The sequence below is a fragment of the Acetobacter tropicalis genome (genome assembly GCF_030644465.1).
GTDB lineage: Bacteria > Pseudomonadota > Alphaproteobacteria > Acetobacterales > Acetobacteraceae > Acetobacter > Acetobacter tropicalis.
On the sequence record NZ_JAUYUW010000001.1, the window covers coordinates 754930 to 777273 of the forward strand.

General features: G+C 58.3%; 17 protein-coding genes. 13 read left to right on the forward strand and 4 right to left on the reverse strand.

Annotated features, from left to right (window positions below):
- Positions 1 to 43: 43 nt before the first annotated feature.
- The 7 genes from ftsZ (at position 44) to QWU00_RS03375 (ending at position 11724) form a co-directional block, all read left to right on the forward strand.
- Positions 44 to 1564, forward strand: coding sequence for a cell division protein FtsZ (gene ftsZ / locus QWU00_RS03345; protein ID WP_035380419.1), 1521 nt, complete (start codon positions 44 to 46; stop codon positions 1562 to 1564).
- A gap of 325 nt (positions 1565 to 1889) precedes the next feature.
- On the forward strand, positions 1890 to 2870 hold the full coding sequence (gene lpxC / locus QWU00_RS03350) for a UDP-3-O-acyl-N-acetylglucosamine deacetylase (RefSeq protein ID WP_035380420.1): 981 nt from the start codon (positions 1890 to 1892) through the stop codon (positions 2868 to 2870).
- 92 nt (positions 2871 to 2962) lie between these two features.
- Positions 2963 to 3970, forward strand: a complete 1008-nt coding sequence (locus QWU00_RS03355; protein WP_006558229.1) for an outer membrane protein assembly factor BamD — start codon at positions 2963 to 2965, stop codon at positions 3968 to 3970.
- A gap of 171 nt (positions 3971 to 4141) precedes the next feature.
- Positions 4142 to 5863 carry a DNA repair protein RecN gene (recN, locus tag QWU00_RS03360; RefSeq protein ID WP_035380520.1) on the forward strand — a complete coding sequence of 574 codons (1722 nt, stop codon included), beginning with the start codon at positions 4142 to 4144 and terminating at the stop codon, positions 5861 to 5863.
- Complete coding sequence (gene ligA / locus QWU00_RS03365) at positions 5856 to 7943, forward strand: NAD-dependent DNA ligase LigA (protein WP_035380421.1); 2088 nt, start codon at positions 5856 to 5858, stop codon at positions 7941 to 7943. The genes recN and ligA overlap by 8 nt, the downstream gene beginning before the upstream one ends.
- A 210-nt stretch (positions 7944 to 8153) precedes the next feature.
- Positions 8154 to 10826 (forward strand): pyruvate, phosphate dikinase, encoded by a 2673-nt coding sequence (ppdK, locus tag QWU00_RS03370; RefSeq protein WP_035380423.1) that lies wholly within the window; start codon positions 8154 to 8156, stop codon positions 10824 to 10826.
- 52 nt (positions 10827 to 10878) lie between these two features.
- On the forward strand, positions 10879 to 11724 hold the full coding sequence (locus tag QWU00_RS03375) for a pyruvate, water dikinase regulatory protein (protein WP_035380426.1): 846 nt from the start codon (positions 10879 to 10881) through the stop codon (positions 11722 to 11724).
- A gap of 299 nt (positions 11725 to 12023) precedes the next feature.
- On the opposite strand, the gene QWU00_RS03380 is transcribed toward QWU00_RS03375, so the two are convergent.
- Together QWU00_RS03380 and uraD are read right to left on the reverse strand one after the other, a co-directional pair.
- A complete protein-coding gene (locus QWU00_RS03380) occupies positions 12024 to 12404 on the reverse strand; it encodes a hypothetical protein (RefSeq protein WP_006558235.1) in 381 nt (126 codons plus the stop codon).
- Positions 12405 to 12550: 146 nt separating this feature from the next.
- Entirely contained in the window at positions 12551 to 13087 is a 537-nt protein-coding gene (gene uraD, locus QWU00_RS03385) for a 2-oxo-4-hydroxy-4-carboxy-5-ureidoimidazoline decarboxylase (protein WP_052051373.1), read from the reverse strand.
- A 291-nt stretch (positions 13088 to 13378) separates the two neighbouring features.
- On the opposite strand from uraD, the gene QWU00_RS03390 reads away from it, so the two are divergent.
- Positions 13379 to 13975, forward strand: coding sequence for an IMPACT family protein (locus QWU00_RS03390; protein ID WP_035380430.1), 597 nt, complete (start codon positions 13379 to 13381; stop codon positions 13973 to 13975).
- An 80-nt stretch (positions 13976 to 14055) separates the two neighbouring features.
- On the opposite strand, the gene QWU00_RS03395 is transcribed toward QWU00_RS03390, so the two are convergent.
- Positions 14056 to 14454, reverse strand: coding sequence for a hypothetical protein (locus tag QWU00_RS03395; protein ID WP_035380432.1), 399 nt, complete (start codon positions 14452 to 14454; stop codon positions 14056 to 14058).
- Between the two features lie 411 nt (positions 14455 to 14865).
- On the opposite strand from QWU00_RS03395, the gene QWU00_RS03400 reads away from it, so the two are divergent.
- From QWU00_RS03400 to QWU00_RS03420, 5 genes are all read left to right on the forward strand, one after another.
- A complete protein-coding gene (locus QWU00_RS03400; RefSeq protein WP_035380434.1) occupies positions 14866 to 16245 on the forward strand; it encodes a class II 3-deoxy-7-phosphoheptulonate synthase in 1380 nt (459 codons plus the stop codon).
- Positions 16246 to 16350: 105 nt separating this feature from the next.
- On the forward strand, positions 16351 to 17553 hold the full coding sequence (locus tag QWU00_RS03405; protein WP_081939062.1) for a nicotinate phosphoribosyltransferase: 1203 nt from the start codon (positions 16351 to 16353) through the stop codon (positions 17551 to 17553).
- Complete coding sequence (locus tag QWU00_RS03410) at positions 17550 to 17954, forward strand: hypothetical protein (protein ID WP_035380438.1); 405 nt, start codon at positions 17550 to 17552, stop codon at positions 17952 to 17954. The genes QWU00_RS03405 and QWU00_RS03410 overlap by 4 nt, the downstream gene beginning before the upstream one ends.
- A gap of 66 nt (positions 17955 to 18020) precedes the next feature.
- The gene (gene gltX / locus QWU00_RS03415; RefSeq protein WP_035380440.1) at positions 18021 to 19358 is read left to right on the forward strand and encodes a glutamate--tRNA ligase; all 1338 of its coding nucleotides are present in this window, start codon (positions 18021 to 18023) and stop codon (positions 19356 to 19358) included.
- A gap of 566 nt (positions 19359 to 19924) precedes the next feature.
- Entirely contained in the window at positions 19925 to 20929 is a 1005-nt protein-coding gene (locus tag QWU00_RS03420) for a DUF6624 domain-containing protein (RefSeq protein WP_052051374.1), read from the forward strand.
- Positions 20930 to 21044: 115 nt separating this feature from the next.
- On the opposite strand, the gene QWU00_RS03425 is transcribed toward QWU00_RS03420, so the two are convergent.
- Complete coding sequence (locus QWU00_RS03425) at positions 21045 to 22301, reverse strand: cation:proton antiporter (protein WP_035380442.1); 1257 nt, start codon at positions 22299 to 22301, stop codon at positions 21045 to 21047.
- Between the last annotated feature and the right edge of the window lie 43 nt (positions 22302 to 22344).

Consider the following 22344-nt stretch of genomic DNA (forward strand, 5'->3'; position numbering starts at 1 on the left):
TCAAAAGATACCGTTTGCCGCTGCCGTTTCCCAGGAGAGACTCATGACACTGAATCTGACCGTTCCACCTCAAAATCACGCTGATTTCTCGCCGAGAATCACAGTCATCGGCGTTGGTGGCGGCGGCACGAACGCAGTGGACAACATGATTACGTCAAACCTTCAGGGCGTGGAATTTGTTGTCGCCAATACAGATGCCCAGAGCCTTGCCAAAAGCCGGGCTGACCGCCGCATCCAGCTTGGCCCGCATCTGACCCACGGGCTGGGCGCTGGCGCAAAGCCAGATGTTGGCCGCGGGGCAGCGGAAGAAGCGGCGGATGAAATTGCACGGTATCTGGACGGCTCGCACATGGTGTTCATCACCACGGGCATGGGCGGTGGCACAGGCACCGGGGCGGCCCCCGTTATTGCGCGCATGGCGCGTGAGCGGAACATTCTGACGGTCGGTGTGGTCAGCAAGCCTTTTGACTATGAAGGCAAACGCCGCGCCCTGATTGCAGATGAAGGGATCAAGGAACTTCAGCAGTATGTTGATACGCTGATCGTGATCCCCAACCAGAACCTGTTCCGCGTTGCCAGTGAACGCACGACCCTACGTGAAGCCTATAAGATGGCTGACCATGTTCTTTACATGGGCGTGCGTGGCGTGACCGATCTGATGATGGCCCCCGGCTACATCAACCTGGACTTTGCCGATATCCGCAGCGTAATGGCGGAAATGGGCAAGGCCATGATGGGCACCGGCGAGGCCGAAGGCGAAAACCGCGCCATTGAGGCCGCTGAAGCCGCCATTGCCAACCCGCTGCTTGAAGATTCCTCCATGTCTGGCGCACAGGGCCTGCTGGTGAACATCACCGGTGGCGAAGACATGACTCTGTTTGAAGTTGAAGAAGCCGCCAAGCGCATCGGGCGTGAAGTGGCCGAAGGCGCAAACATGATCTGGGGCTCCATTATTGATGACAACATGGATGGCAAGATCCGTGTGTCTGTTGTGGCGACCGGCATTGACATGAAGCCCCCTGCTCCGGAACGCCTGCATCTGGTGCCTGCTGATGCAGAAACCCCGCAGGAAGCCCCTGCTGCAACTGGCGCTGGTCAGGCTCCGTCCACCAACACGGCTGCTCAGGCCGCACCGGAAGCCAGCGCCCCCCAGCAGCCGCGCGCCGCAGCACCGGCCCAGCCGCAGTATCAGGCTCCTCAGGGTGGTACGTCCCGCGTGGCCCCGCCGCCTGCGCACAGCATTCCGGGCCAGATTCCGCCCGCAGCAGCACCGCAGCAGCCACAGCCCGCGGCCCGGCCTATCCCGTCTCCGCGTTCTGGTCTGTTCACGGAAACACCGCGTTCGTCTTATCAGCCGGACCCCACGCCGCCTTCTTCCCGCAGCCTGTTCGGGCGCGTAACGGGTGCGTTCCGCCGGAGCACCGGCATGGATGAACCTCGGAACGAACCGGCAGCACCCGCACCCCGCCCCACCATCAGCCCGGCAGATCAGGGCCCAAGCGTGCGGCAGGCCGATACGGATGACACGGGGCTGGAAATCCCGACCTTCCTGCGCCGTCAGTAATTTTTTCCGTTCGTTTCTTTTTTCTGGCGCGCTGCTCCTTACAGGGCAGCGCGTTTTTTAGAGGCCGCTTGAACAGTCCGCAGCGTCAGACTGGTGACTATTTGTTGTAGCCGAAAAGGCGGTTTTTAAAGGCCGATACGGACACATCGGAACAAAAAAACACCATTTTTCAGGCGCAACGAACACCCATCAGCCCGATTGGGCAGACTTTTTAAACAGCCTCTCAATGTAATAGATGGCAATAATCATTGACTCGCCAGAACATCTCGCTGGCTTTAGCGTTAAGCTGCAAAGTTTTTCACTCTAGCAGGAAAACGTCAGAGCCATGGACAGTCTCCTGATGGAACCGATTACTCTTTCCACCACTCCGGAAACGTATGCGGTTCCCACTCATAACCGGGCCAGAACGGTCAAGGCCGTGCAGCATACTTTGCATCACTCCATCTCCAGCGTAGGGACGGGGTTGCATACAGGCGCACCGATCAACCTGACCCTGAGACCAGCCCCTGTTGGCCATGGCATTGTTTTCCAGCGGACCGACCTAAACGCCGCGCCCCTGCCTGCCCGATTCGATTACGTGGTGGACACGCGCCTGAGCACCGTTGTGGGGGAAGCGGGCAACCCCGCAAACCGCATTGCCACCATTGAACATCTGATGGCGGCCTTCCATGGCTGCGGCATTGATAATGCCCTTGTTCTGGTGGACGGCCCGGAAATTCCCGTTTTTGATGGCTCGGCCGCTGACTTTGTTTTTCTGCTGGATTGCGCTGGCCGTGTGCCTCAGGATGCCGTACGGCAGAGCATTGAAGTGCTGCGCCCTATCCGGGTAGAGCAGAACGGAGCCTTTGTTGAACTCCGCCCCTCCACAACCCAAACGTTGCATCTGTCTCTTCAGATTGACTTTGCCGCCGCTGCCATTGGCAAGCAGGATTATGCGCTGGAACTGACACCAGCCACCTTCCGCCATCAACTGGCCCGCAGCCGCACCTTTACCCTGCGGCAGGAAATAGAAGCCCTGCACAAGGCCGGTCTGGCCCGTGGTGGTTCGCTTGAAAACGCCATTGTTGTTGATGGAGACCAGATTCTCAATCCCTCCGGCCTGCGGTGCCCGGATGAATTCATCCGCCACAAGGTGATGGACGCGGTAGGAGATCTGTATCTGGCGGGTGCCCCCATCAAGGGCGCATTCACTGGCCATCGGTCCGGCCATAGCCTGAACAACAAGGTTCTGCGCTCCCTGTTTGCTGATCCGTCAGCATGGCGCTTTACCCCGCCTTCCGCCGTTTCTGCGCGGGTGGCTGCGTAAGAACATTAGAGAGAAAGCGCACGGACCATCTTTCCTTCCCTTTCCTTGCTCGCTATGCGTGCTATAAGACAGCTTCAAATTGAAGAGCCGGGATGTCTGTGAGCGTTATCAACCCTCTTTCCGTTCGCTGCCGCATACGCCATCTGGTGTCGGCCAGTCTGCTGTTGGGCTTGTCCGGTTGCGGGCTGTTCGGGCACGAGAAAGCGCCCCCAGTTCCCAAACTGGCTTCGGCTGAAACGCTGTATAATAACGGTATTGATGCCTTGCGCACCCGCCGTTACACGCTGGCCGCAGCCGAGTTTGAGGTGCTCCAGCAGAACTATCCCTATTCAGGTTACGTTGCCAACGCGCAGCTTATGGAAGGCTATTCCTATTACCTGAAGGGCAAGTACCCGGAAGCTGTGCAGCAGTTGAACCGCTTCATTGGCCTGCACCCCACCAGCGCGGACGCCGCCTACGCCTATTACCTGCGCGCCCTGTGCTTCTATGAACAGATTGCCGATGTGCAGCGTGACCAGCAGGGCACCGTGGAATCCATGGATGCGCTGGAGGAAGTGATTACCCGCTTCCCGCAGTCCAAATACGCACGAGATGCGCAGCTCAAGATCGACCTGTGCCGTGACCATCTGGCCGGTAAGGAAATGCTGGTAGGCCGCTATTACCAGCAGGAACGCAACTATGAAGCCGCCATCAACCGCTACCAGCGCGTTGTGGAAGACTTCCAGACCACCAACCACGTGCCCGAAGCGCTGGAACGTATGGTGGAAGTCTATCTTGATCTGGGGCTGACAGATCAGGCCCGTAAATCCGGTATTGTGCTGGGCTACAACTACCCTGGCAGCAAATGGTACCGCTTTGCTTACAGCAACCTCAAGCGTTACAAACTGCTGAGCGACAACTTCCCCGTTCCGGGCAAGCTGATTACCGCCCCCAAGGCCCCCGCCGCCACAACCACACCGCCTACGGCAGCCGGTGCGGCCCCTGCGCCTTCGGCCCTTGGCCAGCAGCCGGGTGCGGCACAGCCCATGGATATTCAGAAAGCGCCGGTTGCACCGGTCAAGGCCGAGCCCGCACCACCAGATCAGGCCCGCGTACTCTGAGCCTGAAGGTGCTCACGCCAACATTTTCCACAAAAGGGGCAGGCTGCGGTCTGCCCCTTTTTGTTTCTGTTCTCTTTCCGTTCGCCTATTTTTTTTATAGAACGCTTCAAGGCGGTTAACACACCACCGCTTCAGAGATTGTCTTCGTCAGATTTTCAGACCGGACCCATCATGCTGACAAACCTTTCCATCAGGGATGTGGTGCTTATCGAAGCGCTGGACCTTTCCCTGCACGCAGGCTTCACAGCGCTTACCGGGGAAACCGGTGCCGGGAAATCCATCCTGCTTGACAGTCTGGGGCTGGCGCTGGGGGAACGGGCCAGTGCTGGCTTGGTGCGCGCGGGCGCCGATGAGGCCCGTGTGACCGCCAGTTTTGACGTGCCACTCGATCACCCGGCCTATGCGCTGCTGAACGAACAGGGGATTCCGGCCGAAGCCGGGGAGCCCCTGATGCTCCGCCGCATTATTTCAAAGGAAGGCCGGTCTCGCGCATGGGTGAATGATCAGGCCGTGGGCATCACGCTCATGCGTCGCGTGGCTGTCACCCTGGTGGAAATTCAGGGCCAGCACGAGCAGATGGGGCTTGCCGATTCCAGCACCCATCGCGGATTGCTGGACGCCTACGGCGTGGGGTCTTCCCTGCTCACGGACGTAACGCGCGCTTACGTGACATGGCAGAAACTGATTACCGAACTGGAAACCGCACGCAGAAACCTTCAGGAAGCCGCGCGGGAAGAAGAATGGCTACGGCATACGGTGGACGAACTGGCCACCCTTGCCCCGCAAGCGGGAGAAGAAGACGCTCTGGCCCAGCAGCGCCATGCCCTTCAGCAGGCCGAACGGCGCGGTGAGGCCATTGCAGCAGCCCAGGCAGAACTGAACCCGCGAGACCGGCGCAATGCTGGCCCAGCGGCGGCCTTACGGGGTGCCAGCCGCGCTCTGCAACGCCTGCTCCCGCCTCCCTCTGCCGAAAAAACGACCCATGACCCGCTGGAGGCCCGCACCAGCGAGGCTCTGGCTGCCCTTGAAGGCGCAGAAAACGCACTGGCGGAAGCAGAAACCCTGCTCTCTCGTCTGGCCGATGAATCGGAAGCCAACCCGCGCCTGCTGGAAGAAGCGGAGGAGCGCCTGTTCGCCCTGCGTGCCGCCGCACGCAAACATGATGTAACAGTCGAGGATCTGCCCGGCCTGCGCGAACGGCTGACCCTGCGGCTGGCGGCACTTGAAACCGGCGTCACGCATCTGGATGCACTGCAACAGGCCATGCAGGAAGCCCGCACGGTGTATGAAACATCCGCCAGACGCCTTTCTGCTGCGCGGGAAAAAGCCGCCCGCAAGCTGGAACAGGCTGTGACCCGTGAACTCAAACCCATCAAACTGGAAAAGGCCCGCTTTCTGGTGGATATCCAGCCCCTGCCCCCTGAAAACTGGAGTGCGCAGGGCATGGAGCAGATTACCTTCCTGATTGCGGCCAACCCCGGCCAGCCGCCCGGCCCACTGGCCAAGGTGGCATCCGGCGGTGAGCTTTCCCGCCTGATGCTAGCGCTCAAACTGGTGTTGGCGGAGCAATCTGCCATTGGCACCATTGTGTTTGATGAAATTGACGCCGGTGTGGGCGGTGCCACCGCCGCCGCCATTGGGGAACGCCTGCACCGGCTGGCAAGCCGGTCCGTGCAGGTGCTGGCCGTGACACACAGCCCGCAGGTGGCGGCCAGCGCGGATGCCCATCTGCGCATTGGCAAGATTGTACGCAATGGCAATACCGCCACCCACGCCGCACCGCTTGGCATGGAAGAACGGCAGGAAGAAATTGCCCGTATGCTGGCCGGAGACGTGATTACCGATGCCGCCCGCGCCGCCGCCGCCAGCCTGCTTGGACAGAAGAATGACTGAACACCTCGCCCCGACTGAACTGGACGCCGCACAGGCCAAAGCTGAACTCACCCGCCTTGCAGACCTGATAGGCCGCTACAATACCGCCTATTATACGCATGATGCGCCCGAAGTGAGCGACGCCGAATATGACGCCCTGCGCAAACGCTACGATGCCATTGTGGCGCTTCACCCGGAGTCTGAACCGGCAGAGAGTGCGGCCCAGACCGTAGGGGCCGCGCCGGACAATGCTTTTGGCAAGCACCGGCATCTGGTGCCCATGCTCTCTCTGGACAACGTGTTTGATCAGACAGAATTTGAAGCCTTCATCAGCCGCGCGACCCGCTTTCTGGGGCTGAGCGAGGCGGATGCCCAGAAGCTGGCCTTTGTGGCCGAACCCAAGATTGACGGGCTTTCCATCAGCCTGACCTATGAAAACGGACGCTTTGTACGGGGCACAACCCGAGGCGATGGCACGGAAGGCGAGGATGTGACCGCCAACCTGCTCACGCTGAAGGATCTGCCTCAGCAGCTTGAGGGGCACGCGCCGGAACTGATTGAAATTCGTGGGGAAGTCTTCCTCTCCAAGGAGCATTTTCTGGCGCTGAACGCGGCGCAGGAAGCCATTGGCCGCAAACCCTTCGCTAACCCACGCAACGCAGCCGCGGGTTCCTTGCGGCAGCTTGACCCTCGCGTTACCGCCCGCCGCCCTCTTTCTCTGTTCGCCTATGCCATGGGCTTCAGTTCAGAAAAGCAGGCCCGCAGCCATTGGGCATATCTGGAGCAGTTGCGGGCATGGGGATTTCCGGTCAATCCGCTCTCCCGCAGGCTGGAAGCGGCCAGTGGTGCCGAAGCTTTTTTTGAAGAGATTGGCCGTGCCCGCGCCGCGCTGAGCTACGATATTGATGGCGTTGTTTACAAGATAGATGATCTGACATTGCAGGAACGTCTGGGCTTTGCGGGGCGCGCGCCCCGCTGGGCGGTGGCGTGGAAGTTCCCGGCAGAGCAGGCCATTACCACCCTGCGGGCCATTGAAATTCAGGTAGGCCGCACCGGCGCCCTGACCCCGGTTGCACATCTGGACCCCGTCAATGTGGGGGGCGTACTGGTCATGCGCGCCACGCTGCATAATGAAGACGAAATTGCCCGCAAGGACGTGCGCCCCGGCGATACGGTGCAGATTCAACGCGCGGGTGATGTCATTCCACAAATTCTGGCGGTGGTGCCACCGGGCCCGGATGCACCGCCCCGTGCGGAGCCATTCCACTTCCCTGACCATTGCCCTGCCTGTGGCGCGCTGGCCGTGCGGCCGGAAGGGGAAGCCGTGCGCCGCTGCACAGGGGGCCTGACCTGCCCTGCGCAGATTGTGGAGCGGCTTATCCATTTTGTCTCCCGCAATGCCTTTGACATTGAAGGGCTGGGCGAGCGCAGTATCCGCGAGTTTTATGAGGAAGGGCTGATTCACACCCCTGCGGATATTTTCCGCCTGCACACCCATGCGGAAAGCATCATGAAGCGGGATGGCTGGGGCGAACAGTCTGTGCGTAACCTGATGCAAGCCATAGAAGCGCGCCGCACCATTGCGTTCTCCCGCTTTATCTTCGCGCTGGGAATCCGCCGCATTGGCGAGAGCAACGCCCGTCTGCTGGCGCGCCATTACGGCACGTATGAAAACTGGGTGGCACAGTTGCGCAAGGCCGCCATCATTGGTTCAGACGAACGGCTTGAACTGGGCTCCATTACCGGCATTGGCAGCGTGATCGCGGATGATCTGGTGGCCTTCATGAGCGAGGAGCACAACCTTGCAACATTGGAAGACCTGAGATCGTTCCTGAACATAACAGAGGAAGAACAAACCTCCGGCGGGCCGCTGGCAGGCAAGACCGTCGTGTTTACCGGCACCCTGCACACCCTCACCCGGCAGGAAGCCCGCGCCATGGCGGAGCGGATGGGGGCAAAAGTGTCTGATTCCGTCTCCAAAAAAACGGACCTTGTCATTCTGGGGGAAAAAGCGGGCTCCAAAGCCAAAAAAGCGGCGGAACTCGGCATTGATACGCTGGACGAAGCCGGATGGAACGATTTTTGCGCAAGTCAGGGCTAAGACCGGCCTGAAGCGGGCCTTTGCCCAAAAAGAGTCATTGCCGCGGGAAACAAAACGCGTCATGCTCGTTGCTATCGATGGGGTGGATTAAGTCGTCCAAAATAAAAAAATAAAATCCGTTCGCAGATCGGCCCGTTGCTCCGGTAGTTCCCATCCCCTCGATCGGGGTAGAGCTGGCTCTGCGTTCGCACCAACGAAGTGAACGGCAAAATGACCAAGTGGATCTATAGTTTCGGCGCTGGCCATAATGAAGGCAACGCCGGAATGCGCAATCTCCTCGGCGGCAAAGGGGCCAATCTGGCTGAAATGGCCAATATCGGCCTGCCAGTTCCGCCCGGATTTACAATCACCACTGAAGTCTGCTCCGCCTTTTATGAAAATGGCCGCGCCTACCCGGCAGAGCTGGAATCCCAGATTGAGGATGCCATGGGCCGGGTTGAAAAGGCCATGGGGCTGCGCTTCGGTGATGCCAACGCACCGCTTCTTGTTTCCGTGCGCTCGGGCGCACGTGTTTCCATGCCCGGCATGATGGACACGGTGCTGAACCTGGGCCTGAATGATGAAACGGTGGAAGGGCTTGTCCGCTCCTCCGGTGATGCCCGCTTTGCGTGGGACAGCTACCGCCGCTTCATCCAGATGTACGGCTCCGTTGTGCTGGGTGTCCCGCACCATCGGTTTGAAGACATTCTGGAACAGGCCAAGCGGGAACTGGGCAAGGAAGATGATACCGCCCTCAGCGCTGAAGACTGGCAGCTTGTGGTCAAGGACTACAAGAGCATTGTTCAGAACGAAACAGGCAAACCCTTCCCTGAAAACCCGAAGGATCAGCTCTGGGGCGCCATTGGTGCCGTGTTCGGTTCCTGGATGAACCCGCGCGCCAACACCTACCGCAAGCTGCATGATATTCCGGCAAGCTGGGGCACGGCTGTCAACGTTCAGTCCATGGTGTTCGGCAACATGGGTGATGACTGCGCCACCGGCGTCTGCTTCACGCGTGATCCCTCCACCGGCGAGAACATTTTCTACGGTGAATACCTGATCAACGCGCAGGGTGAAGACGTAGTGGCTGGTATCCGCACGCCGCAGCCCATGTCCGCCGAACGCGCCACGCCTGACCAGAACCCGATGGAAAAGGCGCTACCGCAGGCCTATCAGGAAATGCTGAAGGTGCGTGAACTCCTGGAACGCCACTACAAGGACATGCAGGACATTGAGTTCACGGTGCAGAGCAACAAGCTGTACCTCCTGCAAACCCGTAACGGCAAACGTACTGCCGCAGCCGCACTGCGCATTGCCATTGACATGGCACGCGAAGGTCTGATCACGCAGGAAGACGCCATTACACGCGTACCGCCCTCCTCGCTTGATCAGCTTCTCCACCCGGTTCTTGACCCCAAGGCCGAGCGTACACAGCTTGCCCGTGGCCTTCCGGCCTCCCCCGGTGCAGCTACCGGCGTGATTGCATTCTCCGCTGAAGATGTGGAAGACCGTGCCGCCAAGGGTGAAGATGTCATTCTGGTGCGTATCGAAACCTCACCCGAAGACGTGCATGGCATGCACGCAGCCCGTGGTGTGCTGACAACCCGTGGTGGCATGACATCCCACGCGGCCGTGGTGGCCCGTGGTATGGGCCGTGTTTGCGTTGCAGGTGCTGGCAGCATTACCGTGGACTACAAGGCACAGACACTCAGCGTTGGCGGTCATACCCTGAAGGCTGGTGACTGGATCACGCTGGATGGCGGCACGGGTGCTGTCTATCTGGGCCGTGTTCCCACCATTCCGCCTTCTCTTTCTGGCGATTTCTCCACCCTGATGGGCTGGGCCGATTCCGTGCGTCGTCTGGGCATTCGTGCCAATGCAGAAACGCCGGAAGATGCTGAAACAGCCCGTCGCTTCGGCGCGGAAGGCATTGGCCTGTGCCGTACGGAACACATGTTCTTCGGCCCGGATCGGATTGGCCATGTGCGCCAGATGATCATGACGGAAGAACCGGAAGCCCGTGCCCGTGCCATTGGGGCGCTGCTGCCCTTCCAGCGGGATGATTTCTCGGCCCTGTTCCGCATCATGGCTGGGCTGCCCGTCACTATCCGTCTGCTTGACCCGCCGCTGCACGAGTTCCTGCCGCACGGGGAAGCAGAACTGAAAGACGTGGCCGCCGCCCTTGGGCAGAGCGTGGACGCCCTGCGCGCCCGCCGGTCTGCCTTGTCCGAAGCCAACCCCATGCTCGGCCACCGTGGCTGCCGTCTGGGCATCAGCTATCCGGAAATCTACGCCATGCAGGTGCGGGCCATTACGGAAGCAGCACTTGCCGTTTCCAAGGAAACTGGCAAGGCCGTTATTCCGGAAATCATGATCCCGCTGGTGGGCACCAAAGCAGAACTCGATCTGGTGCGCAAAGCCTGTGAAAGCGTGATTGCGGATGTGCTGAAAGAACAGAACGCCGAGCTGACCTACACCATTGGCACCATGATTGAGCTGCCCCGTGCAGCCATCACGGCAGACCAGATTGCGGAAAGCGCGGACTTCTTCTCCTTCGGCACGAACGATCTGACGCAGACCACCCTTGGTCTGTCCCGTGACGATGCTGGCTCCTTCCTTCCTGCCTATGTGGAGAAAGGGCTGCTGCCGCAGGACCCCTTCATCTCCATTGACCGGGAAGGCGTTGGCGCGCTGGTGCGCATGGGCGTTGAAAAAGGCCGTGCGACCAAGCCCGACCTCAAGCTGGGCATCTGCGGGGAACACGGGGGCGATCCGCTCTCCATTTCCTTCTTTGAGGAAGTGGGGCTGGATTATGTCTCCTGCTCCCCCTTCCGCGTGCCCGTTGCGCGGCTTGCCAGCGCACAGGCCGCCCTTGCCGCCCGCCGCAATGCGGTAAAAGCCTGAAGAAACAGGGCCGCCCCCAAAAAGGGCGGCCTTTTTCTCAGCCAAAACGATTATGAACCAGAAAACACTGACCCTTCATCTCGTGTCTGAAGCCACAGGCCAGACCCTTGATTCTGTTGCCCGCGCCTGCATTGCGCAGTTCCCGAACACGGAAATCCGGCTCCGCCACTGGAACCTGATCCGCTCCCGCCTCCAGCTTCGGCGTGTTCTGCGTCACATCGCGCTGGACCGTGGGCCCGTCATGTCCTCGCTGACAGATCCTGCCTTGCAGGCGGATATGGAAGCAGGATGTGCCAGCATGCAGGTACGGCTGCTGGATGTGCTGGACAGCGCTGTGACCTTCCTTTCAGAAGAAACGGGGGAGGAAGCTACGCGGCATCCTGGTGGCCAGTACATCATGGATGAAAACTATTACCAGCGTATCGAGGCCATGCATTACGTGCTGGCGCATGATGATGGTCAGGAAACAAACGAACTGAATGAAGCCGATGTAGTGTTGGTGGGCGTTTCCCGAGTTTCCAAAACGCCAACCTGCTTTTATCTGGCTAACCGGGGCATCAAGGCCGCCAACGGGCCACTGGTGATGGGCATTGAGCCACCCAAGGCATTGTTCACCATAAAACGGCCGGTGATCGGCCTGACCATTGATCCGGAAACACTGATCGAAATTCGCCGTACGCGCCTTTCCCAGATGATCCCATCCGGTCGCCTGCGTGACCCTGCTGCTGATTACGCCTACATTGATCTGGAAAAAGTGCAGGAAGAACTGCGCTGGGCCCGCCGCCTGTGCCGCCACCACAACTGGCCGGTTATTGACGTAACCCGTCGCTCCATTGAGGAAACATCAGCCTCCATTCTGGATCTGATTGAAACCCCCGGCTACGTGGGCACGGCCTGAAAAAGGCAGTGCCGGTTGGGTTGGTCTGAAGGTGTTCCTCATAAGGGACGACCATCCAACCTCGTACCATCCTCGCCCCGGAAGCCATCGCGAGAGCACCGTCCTTAGCTCATGAAAGAGGGTTATCATTCATACGAGGTTGATGGTGCGCTGAAAAAACAGTCGGTGCAAAGTGAAGTAAATTTCTGTGGGCAGAAAAAGCCGACCTGACGGCGGAATGCAAAGATGCACCCGCCCAATCAAACAGTGTTCAGCCACAAACAGCCCTGAAAAACTTGGAGCCTTTGTTAAACAGGCTCTTAATCGTCAGTCAGTTCATTGGGTTCCAGATGCTGAACCCGCGTGGCCTGTCCTTGTGCATTGTAATAGATAATGCTGCTGCCGCGGCGCTGTGCATAGCCATCCGGCTTGCCATCAGGCGTCCAGAACAGAAGGCGGTTTGCGTCGGCCTGTTCCTGCACTTTGTCCCCAGCGGGCCGGTAGCGGAATTTGCTGAAATCCTTGTGGGCGCGGGGCAAAGGCGGCTTGGCAGCCAGCTTGTGCATGTCCGGCCCTTTGTGGCCTTCTTCATCACCGCCGTCATCATCATCCGCCAAAACCGGAGACGCAGTTATCACAGGAAGGGAAACGGCCAGCAATCCTGCGGCCAGAAGACATCCTTTACGAAACCACTGCGTCATGACGTGTCGCACTCCCCACTCTCACACAGCTACATGCCAGAGATATGTGCCCGCTTTTTACGGCAAGCGCAATTGTGCACGCTGCGCCCCTGCTCTTTGGGCAAGGCAGACGCGCACGCGAGCGATACTCAGGACAAGCAACGCAATTACTTAGGCTGCCCCGGTTCAAGCTTCTGGCAGATTTCCGCCAGCTTTACGCGGGCAAACTTGGCCACCTCTCCTAGCGCCGTTGCCGTTTCAACCTCAGGTTCATATCGCAGCCGTTGCTCCAGTGCTTTCATTACTTCCGCGCGTGTCAGATCCTGAGCATAGATCACAAACGGCATATCAAACCGTTCCTGATACGCCTTGTTCAGTGCGCGAAACTGAGCAAACTCCTCAGAAGAAAGCCGGTTAAGATCCGCTGGCACATCGGAAACAGGCTGTGTCAGCGCCTCGGCTGAAGCCACGGCCAGAAATGTTTCCAACCCCGGATAAGCCCGGACTACCCGCCGGCGTGCCTCATCGGGTGCGGCACGCACCATGGCTGTCAGTGTCGTAAAAAGGGATTTGACATCAGCAAACGGCCGACACTCGTAAGCCTCTTCCGCGGCCCAGGTCGCATGATCGAATACAGAACCGAAAGTCGAGACAAATCGCTCCCGGCTCATGTCGTTAATGCTTTGCATCAATGGGTTGCTCATACAGATGCCGCCTCTCTTGCCGGCAGCCTGTGTGACAGACTGCGCCTGTGTTCAGAAAACTTGCCATGAGGAAGAAACGTGTCTCTCCCCTTATTCAGATGGTGCGTTTCTTCTCCTCCCGCAACGCAGCAACCCCTCACTTTGTTGCCATATATTTGACACGTCATCTGAACAAAACGCAGTTGGTCGATCGCACCCACAAACTTAACAGGAGGCATCTGCCACCGCGTCCATACATAGCGTGGGGAACCTCCCTTTCGCCTTTCAGACGCGGCCCTTATCATACGCGCCATGACTGAAACGCTGATCGGCCCGTTCTCATTGGAAAAAGACATCCGCAAAAGCCGTTTTCTGGCACGGGCCACCCCTGTGCGCAGTGCGGAAGAGGCCGATGCCTTTATCAGCCAGATTGCCGCCGCCGAGCCTGATGCCACACACCATTGCTGGGCCTGGCAGATTGGCCCCATCTGCCGTTGCCATGATGCAGGAGAACCCTCCGGCACCGCAGGGCGACCCATTTTACAGGTGATTACGGCACAGAAGCTGGATTTTGTGGCGGTTGTGGTCAGCCGTTGGTTTGGCGGCATCAAGCTGGGTGCGGGCGGCTTGATCCGCGCCTATGCTGGCACAGCAGCAGAATGCCTGCGCGAAGCCCCCAAGGAAGCCATTATCGAACGTGTCACCCTCACGTTCCACGTCCCGTTTTCCCTGCTGGCCATTCTTCAAGCCCGCTTGCAGGAGTGGGGGCTGGATGCAGCCACGCCGGAATACGATGCCACGGGCGCGCAGTTTGTGCTCACCCTCCCTGCCGCACAGCAGGAAGACATCACACACCGCCTGCTAGACCTGACCAGCGGCCAAACAAGCGTTTCAATTGTGGAAAAATGAGAAATGCCTCCACCAAGGGAGGCAAAGCACACCCCACAGCCTCAACAACGCTGCAGGGCACGCCATATAGGCTGGCGGATTTAGCGGGGCGTTACCCAGCCATTCCCCGTGGAGTCGCCAAGTTGACCAGAGCCGTACGGGCCACTGCTTTGATAGGCGGACCCATAACGGGAAAGATCAGAGCCTGTAATGGAGTCACGATGCACCTTGGCCAGATGATCAGGATCATCCCCATGGTTGAACTCCATGGACGGCGCGTCCTGATAACCCGGAGGCAGATTACGGTGGCCATGCACGGTTCTTTTTTCCGCAGAACCACTCTTTGAGGAGGAGCCGGAAGCTGCCCCTTCCCCAAAGGAAATGTTGTTATCCGGCGTCAGGGATGGGTCACCAGGAGCGGCTGATGCACCAGAAGCCAGACACACACCAAGGCTGAGACCCGCCAGCAGCAGGAAAGATGATTTACGCAGCTGCGCCATTGCGCGTCACCCCGTGAAAAAAAATGATCCTAACCTGCACCCTCACTGTGTGATGCAGGCGGCATGGCGTTAGTATCGCACCAACTCACGAAAAAATCCAATCCACGTTACTTTGCGTCTGGCCGAGCCACTGAATGCTCTATGGTGCTGATCTTGTTGGGGTTTCAGGATGACCTCCTGCGTGTTTCCCCAGCGGGCAGACGCCATGCCGTGTGAACAGCCCGCTCATTCTCTTTACGCATTTCCTGCTCAGTCGTTGCGCGTACGGGCGGATTACCGGAAGAAAATTTGCGTATTGGCCGCGTTTTGGACATAAAGACAGCCCCTTGCGGCCTTTATGGCAACGGGGACTGTTTTCTTTACACCTAACCCCACATCTTCAAGACAGATAGAACTGACAGGATCAAGTCCATGAGTGCCTCGCTCGCCCAGCCCCGCCCGACGTCTGCTACCTGGATGCCGGATAGCTGGCGTTCGTTTCCTGTCAAGCAGATGCCAACCTATCCGGATCAAGCCGCGCTGAAAGCGGTGGAAGACCGGCTGCATGTGTATCCGCCACTGGTATTTGCCGGTGAGGTGCGCCGCCTGCGCGCCCAGTTGGCCCAGGCCGCCAAAGGGCAGGCTTTTGTATTGCAGGGCGGCGCATGCGCCGAGAGCTTCGGCGAATTCAAGGCCGATGTGGTGCGCGATACGTTCCGCGTGCTGCTACAGATGGCGGTTGTGCTGACCTTTGGCGCAAAAGTGCCGGTAGTGAAGCTGGGCCGCATGGCGGGCCAGTTCGCCAAGCCGCGCTCTTCCGATACGGAAACCAAGGGCGATGTCACGCTGCCGTCCTACCGTGGGGATATCATCAACGGGCCGGACTTCACGGCAGAAGCCCGCATTCCTGACCCTGTGCGCATGGAAACCGGTTATTTCCAGTCCGCCGGTATCCAGAACCTGCTGCGCGCCTTCTCTCGCGGGGGCTATGCCAACCTGCATGAAGTGCACCGCTGGAATCTGGGGTTTGTGGAACGTTCTCCGCTGGCCAACCGCTACCGTGTGATGGCGGAACGGATTGGGGAGACTCTGTCCTTCATGCAGGCCTGCGGTATTGACGCTGCCTCCGCCCCGCAGGTGGATGAAACCGAATTCTATACGTCTCATGAAGCCCTGCTGCTGCCTTATGAACAGGCACTCACCCGTGTCGATTCCACATCAGGCGAATGGTATGACTGCTCCGCCCATTTCATCTGGATCGGGGACCGCACCCGCCAGCCGGACGGCGCGCATGTCGAATTCTTGCGTGGGGTGCGTAACCCCATCGGCATCAAGGTTGGTCCGACCTCCACGGTGGAAGATCTGGAAAAGCTGCTGGAAATCCTGAACCCGACTGATGAAGCCGGGCGCATTACGCTCATCTCCCGCATGGGCGCGGACAAGATTGACAAGCACCTGCCGCCGCTGATGCGGGCCGTAAAAGCCACCGGCCGTACCGTGACCTGGCTGACTGACCCGATGCACGGCAACACCATCTCCACCACGCAGAAGGTCAAAACACGGTCATTTGATGCCATCATGACGGAAGTGAAAGGCTTCTTTGATGCCTGTGCGGCTGAAGGTGTGCATGCCGGTGGCGTGCATATTGAAATGACCGGTCAGAACGTAACGGAATGCGTGGGCGGCGCACACTGCCTGACGGAATCCGATCTGGCTGACCGTTATGAAACTTTCTGTGACCCGCGCCTGAATGCCGAGCAGTCTCTGGAACTGGCGTTCCTGATGGCTGAGGAACTGACCGGCAAACGCTGAACGCGTCCACCAACCCATGATCACAGAACCGGGGGGTGCCTTTACCGCACCGCCCGGAACCCCCATCATCCAGGCAGCCTGAACCGGAATGGAGATGAGACAAGGATGGTGCAGCCTTCTAACGGCGTTGAAACGCCCGGCCTGAACACGGCCAGTTCGTCCGCACCGCTTCCCGACCCGGTCATTACGGCCAGAACGGATTCCTACTTCAACCGCACCAAGCGGATTGTCTCTCACTTTGGAGACTGTGAGGTTACATACGCCTTCTTCATTCGTCGTCCCGTCATCTCCGCGCCGGGGCTGATGCTGGAATGGCTGAAGAACGTGATGGCGGAGCGGAACAGCCCCTACACAATTGATCTGGTCCACCCGGAAGGCGAATGGGTGGGTGCTGGGGAGCCATTAGTCTATATCACCGGCTCCTTCACTCATCTGGCTGATCTGGAAACGCTTCTGCTGCAAAAGCTGGGCAGCCCCTGTGTGGCCGCGCACCGCGCGTATCAGATTGCTGTCTCCCTGCCCCACACCAAGTTTCTGGCCATGGATGCCCGCCACTGCGCTGGCTATGGAATGCAGGAACTGATGGCCTATGCGGCTTCCGTAGGGGGACGTGCCGCCAAACGCGATGGCGCCATCGGTTTTATCGGCACCGCGAATGATGCCGTAGCACCGTTTTTCAACAGCACGCATGGTTATGGCACCATGCCCCATGCCCTTATTGGCTATGCGGGTTCCACCGTGCGCGCTGCGGAAATGTTCCACGAACTTTATCCGGAAACGGATCTGGTGGTGCTGGTGGATTACTTCGGCAAGGAAGTGACGGATGCGCTGGCCGTATGCCGCCGCTTTCCTGATCTTGCCGCACAGGGCCGCCTTGGCGTGCGCCTTGACACCCATGGCGGGCGGTTTCTGGAAGGGCTGAACCCGCAGGAATCGTACGCGGTGGTTGACCGCCACGCACCGGAAGCCCTGCGCCGGTATCGTTCTGATTCAGAACTGCGTTACCTGATTGGCACCGGCGTTTCCGCCGCTGCTGTCTGGCGCATGCGTGACGCGCTGGATGAGGCTGGCTTCCCTCATGTGAAGATCATTGCTTCCTCCGGCTTTGGCGTTACCAAATGCGCCTGCATGGCCGATGCCCACGCCCCCATTGATGTGGTCGGCACCGGCTCCTTTATTCCTGATCGCTGGAACGAAACGTACGCCACGGCGGATATTGTGTCCTACAACGGCACGGAACGCGTGAAGATCGGGCGGGAATTCCTCCTCCCCTCCCAGCGCAAAGCACAGAAAGGCTCCTCTGCATGACAGAAACCCTCACACCGGAAGATAAAACCTGGCGTGTGCGTATTCTTGATCTCTCAGGCGGCGCAGAAGACAACATTGTTGAAGAAGTTGGCGGTTTTCATGATCTGGCGCACGCCAACGCGTTTGCCCGTTCTTATGTAAGAGACAGCGTGGAACGGTGCCGCGTGCCGGGCGCTTCTACCAAGGATGTGCTGACAGCCTGGTTCAGCTTTGGGGAAGACGCCGTGGTGCTGGAAGCCGAAGAGGATGGCTGGCGTTCCGCCAATGAACTGGATGATTTTGCCGCTACCCGCGCCACCCCCATGGAGCGGGACTGGCGCGCGTTGGACCCCCGCCGGCTGGTGGATGAGGAGGATGACGCTCCGTTTACGGACGACGACGAACCACCCACCACCCACTGAAAAACCGGCTGCCTGACAGGCAGGAGAGGGCTGGTATTTCCGCGCCAGTCACGGCATAGAGACGTCATGAAGCTTCGTTTTGCGCCCAGCCCCACCGGTATGCTGCATGTTGGCAATGCTCGCCTTGCCATTGCCAACGCCCTCTTTGCCCGCCGCCATGGCGGGGCGTTCCAACTCCGTATTGATGATACGGATATCGAGCGCTCCAAGGAAAGCCATGTTGAAGCCATTCAGACAGACCTGACATGGCTGGGCATTACGTGGGATGAAACCTTCCGCCAGACCGAGCGGCTGGACCGTTACGCCAAAGCCATTGAAAAACTGAAGGCCACGGGCCGCCTGTATCCGTGCTTTGAAAGCGAACAGGAACTGGCCGCCAAGCGCGAAACACAGATCCGCCAGCGCCGCGCGCCGGTATATGACCGCGCCATGCTGAAAATGACGCCAGAACAGCGCGCGCAGGCCGAAGCCAATGGCAAGGTGCCTTACTGGCGCTTCCGTCTTTCTGACCGCATCATTCAGTGGCGGGATCTTGTGATGGGGGCGTGTCAGGTCAAACTGCCTTCCGTGTCTGACCCCGTTCTGGTGCGGACCGATGGCACCGTGCTCTACACGCTCGCCTCCGTTGTGGATGATCTGGAAACAGACATTACCCACATCATCCGTGGCGAAGATCACGTCACCAATACCGGCGTGCAGATTGATATTGCCGAGGCTTTGGGCGCACGCCCCGACCATTTCCGCTTTGCGCACCTGCCGCTGCTGCTGGATGAAAATGGGGGCAAACTCTCCAAGCGGTTTGACGCCATGTCCCTGCGCACCTTGCGTCAGGACGGGGTGGAAGCCGAAGCGCTGGTGGCCTATCTGGCTCGGCTTGGCAGTTCAGATGACCCAATTCTGGTGCCGTTTGCGGAGCAGGCCAAGGTGTATGACCTCTCCCACATTTCAAAATCCGCCGCGCGGTTTGATACCAGGCAGCTTCTGGCCCTGAACCACAAGCTGCTGGCCCAGACGCCTTTCGCTACCGTGGCGGAACGCCTCCCTCACGGCGCAACGGAAGCCTTCTGGCTGGCCATTCGCGGCAATATCGAAATGCTTTCCGAAGCGAAGCTGTGGGCCAGTGTGGTCTATGGAGACATTGTGCCGCCACCGCAGGAAGCGGAAACCTCCGCCTTCCTGAAAGACGCCGCCGCGCTGCTGCCAGAAGAACCGTGGGACACCGCAACCTGGAAGCTTTGGACCACAGCCCTGAAGGAAAAAACAGGCCGCTCCGGCAAAGCCCTGTTCCTGCCCCTGCGCCTTGCCCTGACAGGCGAAGAACACGGTCCGGAACTGCGTGACCTGCTGCCACTCATCGGCCGCAAACGCGCACTCGAACGGCTACTAATGGGACAGGAAGGCTAAGCCTCCCTTCGTAAAAACCTCTGCACCACGCACGTCTCTTTGCATGCGCGGTGCAGAGGCATACTTTTCTGGTTCCATACTGAACCTAGCCTCTCTTGAAGGCACCCAGTGTCGGCCGTTCCGAAACAGGCTCTTGCAGTTTCAGTTTGTCTCGATGTGCGTTTGCACCGTTTAGCGGATGGATCGGCAGTTTTTTGCGATTGAACTGACAAAGTTTCCATCCCAACCGCCGATGTCAAACCTTCTCATGAACTTTGTCCGCTTCAAAAAACTCTCTGCCGCCCATACCGTGTTGAGCTCTCAAACACGCCCTCTGCGTTATGCGCAGCAAATGCCCGAAACAGCACGACTGCCACCTGTCGGCTCTTTTTCCGTTGAGCAGATAGGTCGTTTTTGATGGAGGGAATGAACTATCCGCTCTCGTATAATAAAGGGAGACAATAAATGCTCTGATACCCTCGCGATAAATACCAGGTTACAGCATTAAGTAGAAACAACGCACACTGGCAATATTTCCCTAGGTAGAGTATCCTTTTTTCAGGAAAAACAAGACAGAGAATAGGCAGATGGCTCGTCGGAATATCTCATTACGAGTAATTGTTGCCGCATTGATGCCTCTGCTTGGCGCTGCGGCTGCGCCTCCATCACTTGCACCTTTTATAACCAAAGATAATTTCGATGCGGGTAATTATGAGTTCGCGCGCGGCGCATTTCCCGATGCCACGCCTGAGCAGGTTGCGAGTTGGAACGCTATCAAATCTTATGTCCATGCCTGCGAGCAGGACGCAGGATTAGCTGAAGACGCGCAGTTGAAAGACATAGGCGTCAAGGCTGTCGTTCCCAGAAATCGCGGCTACCAAGACCATCTATGTGGACAAGTGTCATTGGCGTTACCGTCCGCCAAGGCGTTTAAGAATTGGGATAGCTTTCAAAAAGCATTGAAACGAAGCCTGTCTTATTATCAGACTTACGAAGCTGCATTGACTGCAGCCAGTAATGCCATTGAGGTAGATTCAAACAGCGAAAACCTTACTGAGCAAATTATGGCTCGAATCATTCCTGATCAGGGCTGGCGTTATCCGATGATGGGAACGCTGGATACTCTCTCCGGCGTCGATACGGAAACCTCTACTGTTCTCCAGCAGCGCATCCTTATGGCAATGTTTAATACCGATTGGGATAATAGCCAGTGGGTCCGAGGCATCCTGAAAACGCACGGATGGACGCGTATTGTGAAGGCTGGCAAAAAATCATCTAGGATGATGTGGCTTTTGATCCAGCACGCCGATAATGACCCTGCCTTACAAGTCATGGCATTACGCCAGATTGAACCCCTGATGAAAACGGGTCAGTTCGACAAGGCAGACTATGCTTTACTAACAGATCGTGTGAACCTCGCTACAGTTGGGACACAGTATTATGGTTCCCAGTTATCCTGTCAGCACAATCATTATGCCCCCTTCTCACTCGATGCAAAAGGCAGCGACCCTAAAGTGCTAGATGCACGCCGCGCTTCTATGGGCCTAATGTCCGAAGCGAAGTATCTGACTTATCTCCCTCCGCACTGCTAGTTTCAAAGTGGCTTCATTTTTATTGGTAATCACGAATCAATTACGAAAATCCGCAACACGATAGTCCCTGTCGTTCCCCGCGTGTTAGACCATGTGTCCGCTTTGAAAGAACAGATCATGCGCCCTCATGACTGGAATAAAGCCTGCGGACGACCCGCTCCATCGTCAGCCCCTGCACGATGATGGTGAACACCACCACGCCGTAACAGACAGGCAGCACCAGATCGCGCAAGTCTCCGGGTGGCAGTCCAAGCGCCAGAGAAACCGAGATCCCACCACGCAGGCCACCCCACGTTAGAATACCAAGGACACGACCCCGCTCCCACTGCCGGAGATGAACAGGAAGAGTGGACAACAGCACACTCAATGCCCGTACGGCAATGGACAGAGGGATCACGGCAAGCGTGGCCAGCACCGTAAACAGACGTGGGGTGATCTCCAGTATTTCAAAGCCTATGAGCATGAACAGCAGAACGTTGAGCACCTCATCAATCAACGTCCAGGCGATGTCGAGTTTCTTGCGGGACGCTTCATCGAAAATGGCATGGCTATAGCTTGTCCCAAAACACAGTCCGGCCACGACGACGGCAATCGCACCAGACATGCCAAGCTGGTTGGCGATGCTGAATGTTCCGGTGGCCAGAGCCAGAGATGTCAGCAGATCAATATGTGGATCCCGCTGCCCCTTGAGCACACGGAGCGCGATCCCTCCGGTCAGTGCGCCCAGAAGACCACCGCCCAGTGCTTCGCGGCAGAAACTCAGGGCAATTTCAGAAGCCGTTACCCCTTGGCTATCCCCGGTCGCCAGTCCGATTGTGACACCAAAAATAACAACCCCCACGCCATCATTGAACAGGCTTTCACCCGCAAAAACTGCCTGAAGCGGTCCTGGCAAGCCGAGACGTTTCAGCATTCCGACAACCGAAACCGGATCTGTTGGCGCAAGAATGGCACCAAGCACAATGCACCATGTAAAAGGAACGGCGTGGCCCAGCAGGGGGAAAACACACCATGCCGCGCCTGCCAGTAACGCTACGGCCAGAACGGTTCCTATAATAGAAAGGGCCGTTACCGAAGCCAGCTTTGTTCGCAGATGCCCGACATCCACCTGCATGGCCCCAGCGAACAGAAGCAGCGATAGCGCACCATTTAAAAGAGCCGCAGGCAGATTGATGGCTCCCAGCACAGACCGGGGGAGCGACTGAAGATCATAGGCCGGGAACAGCGGATTCAGGATCATGACCAGCAGAGAAATCAGCATCGAGAAGATCAGCACGCCGATCGTCACTGGAGCGCGTAAGGTGTGGTAATTGAGAATGCTGAAGCCTGCTGAGAGGGTCAGCAACAGAGCAAGAAGGCTGATGGTATCCATGCCCTCACGGCTGACCGCTCCAGTTCCTTACGTCAAGGAAAAC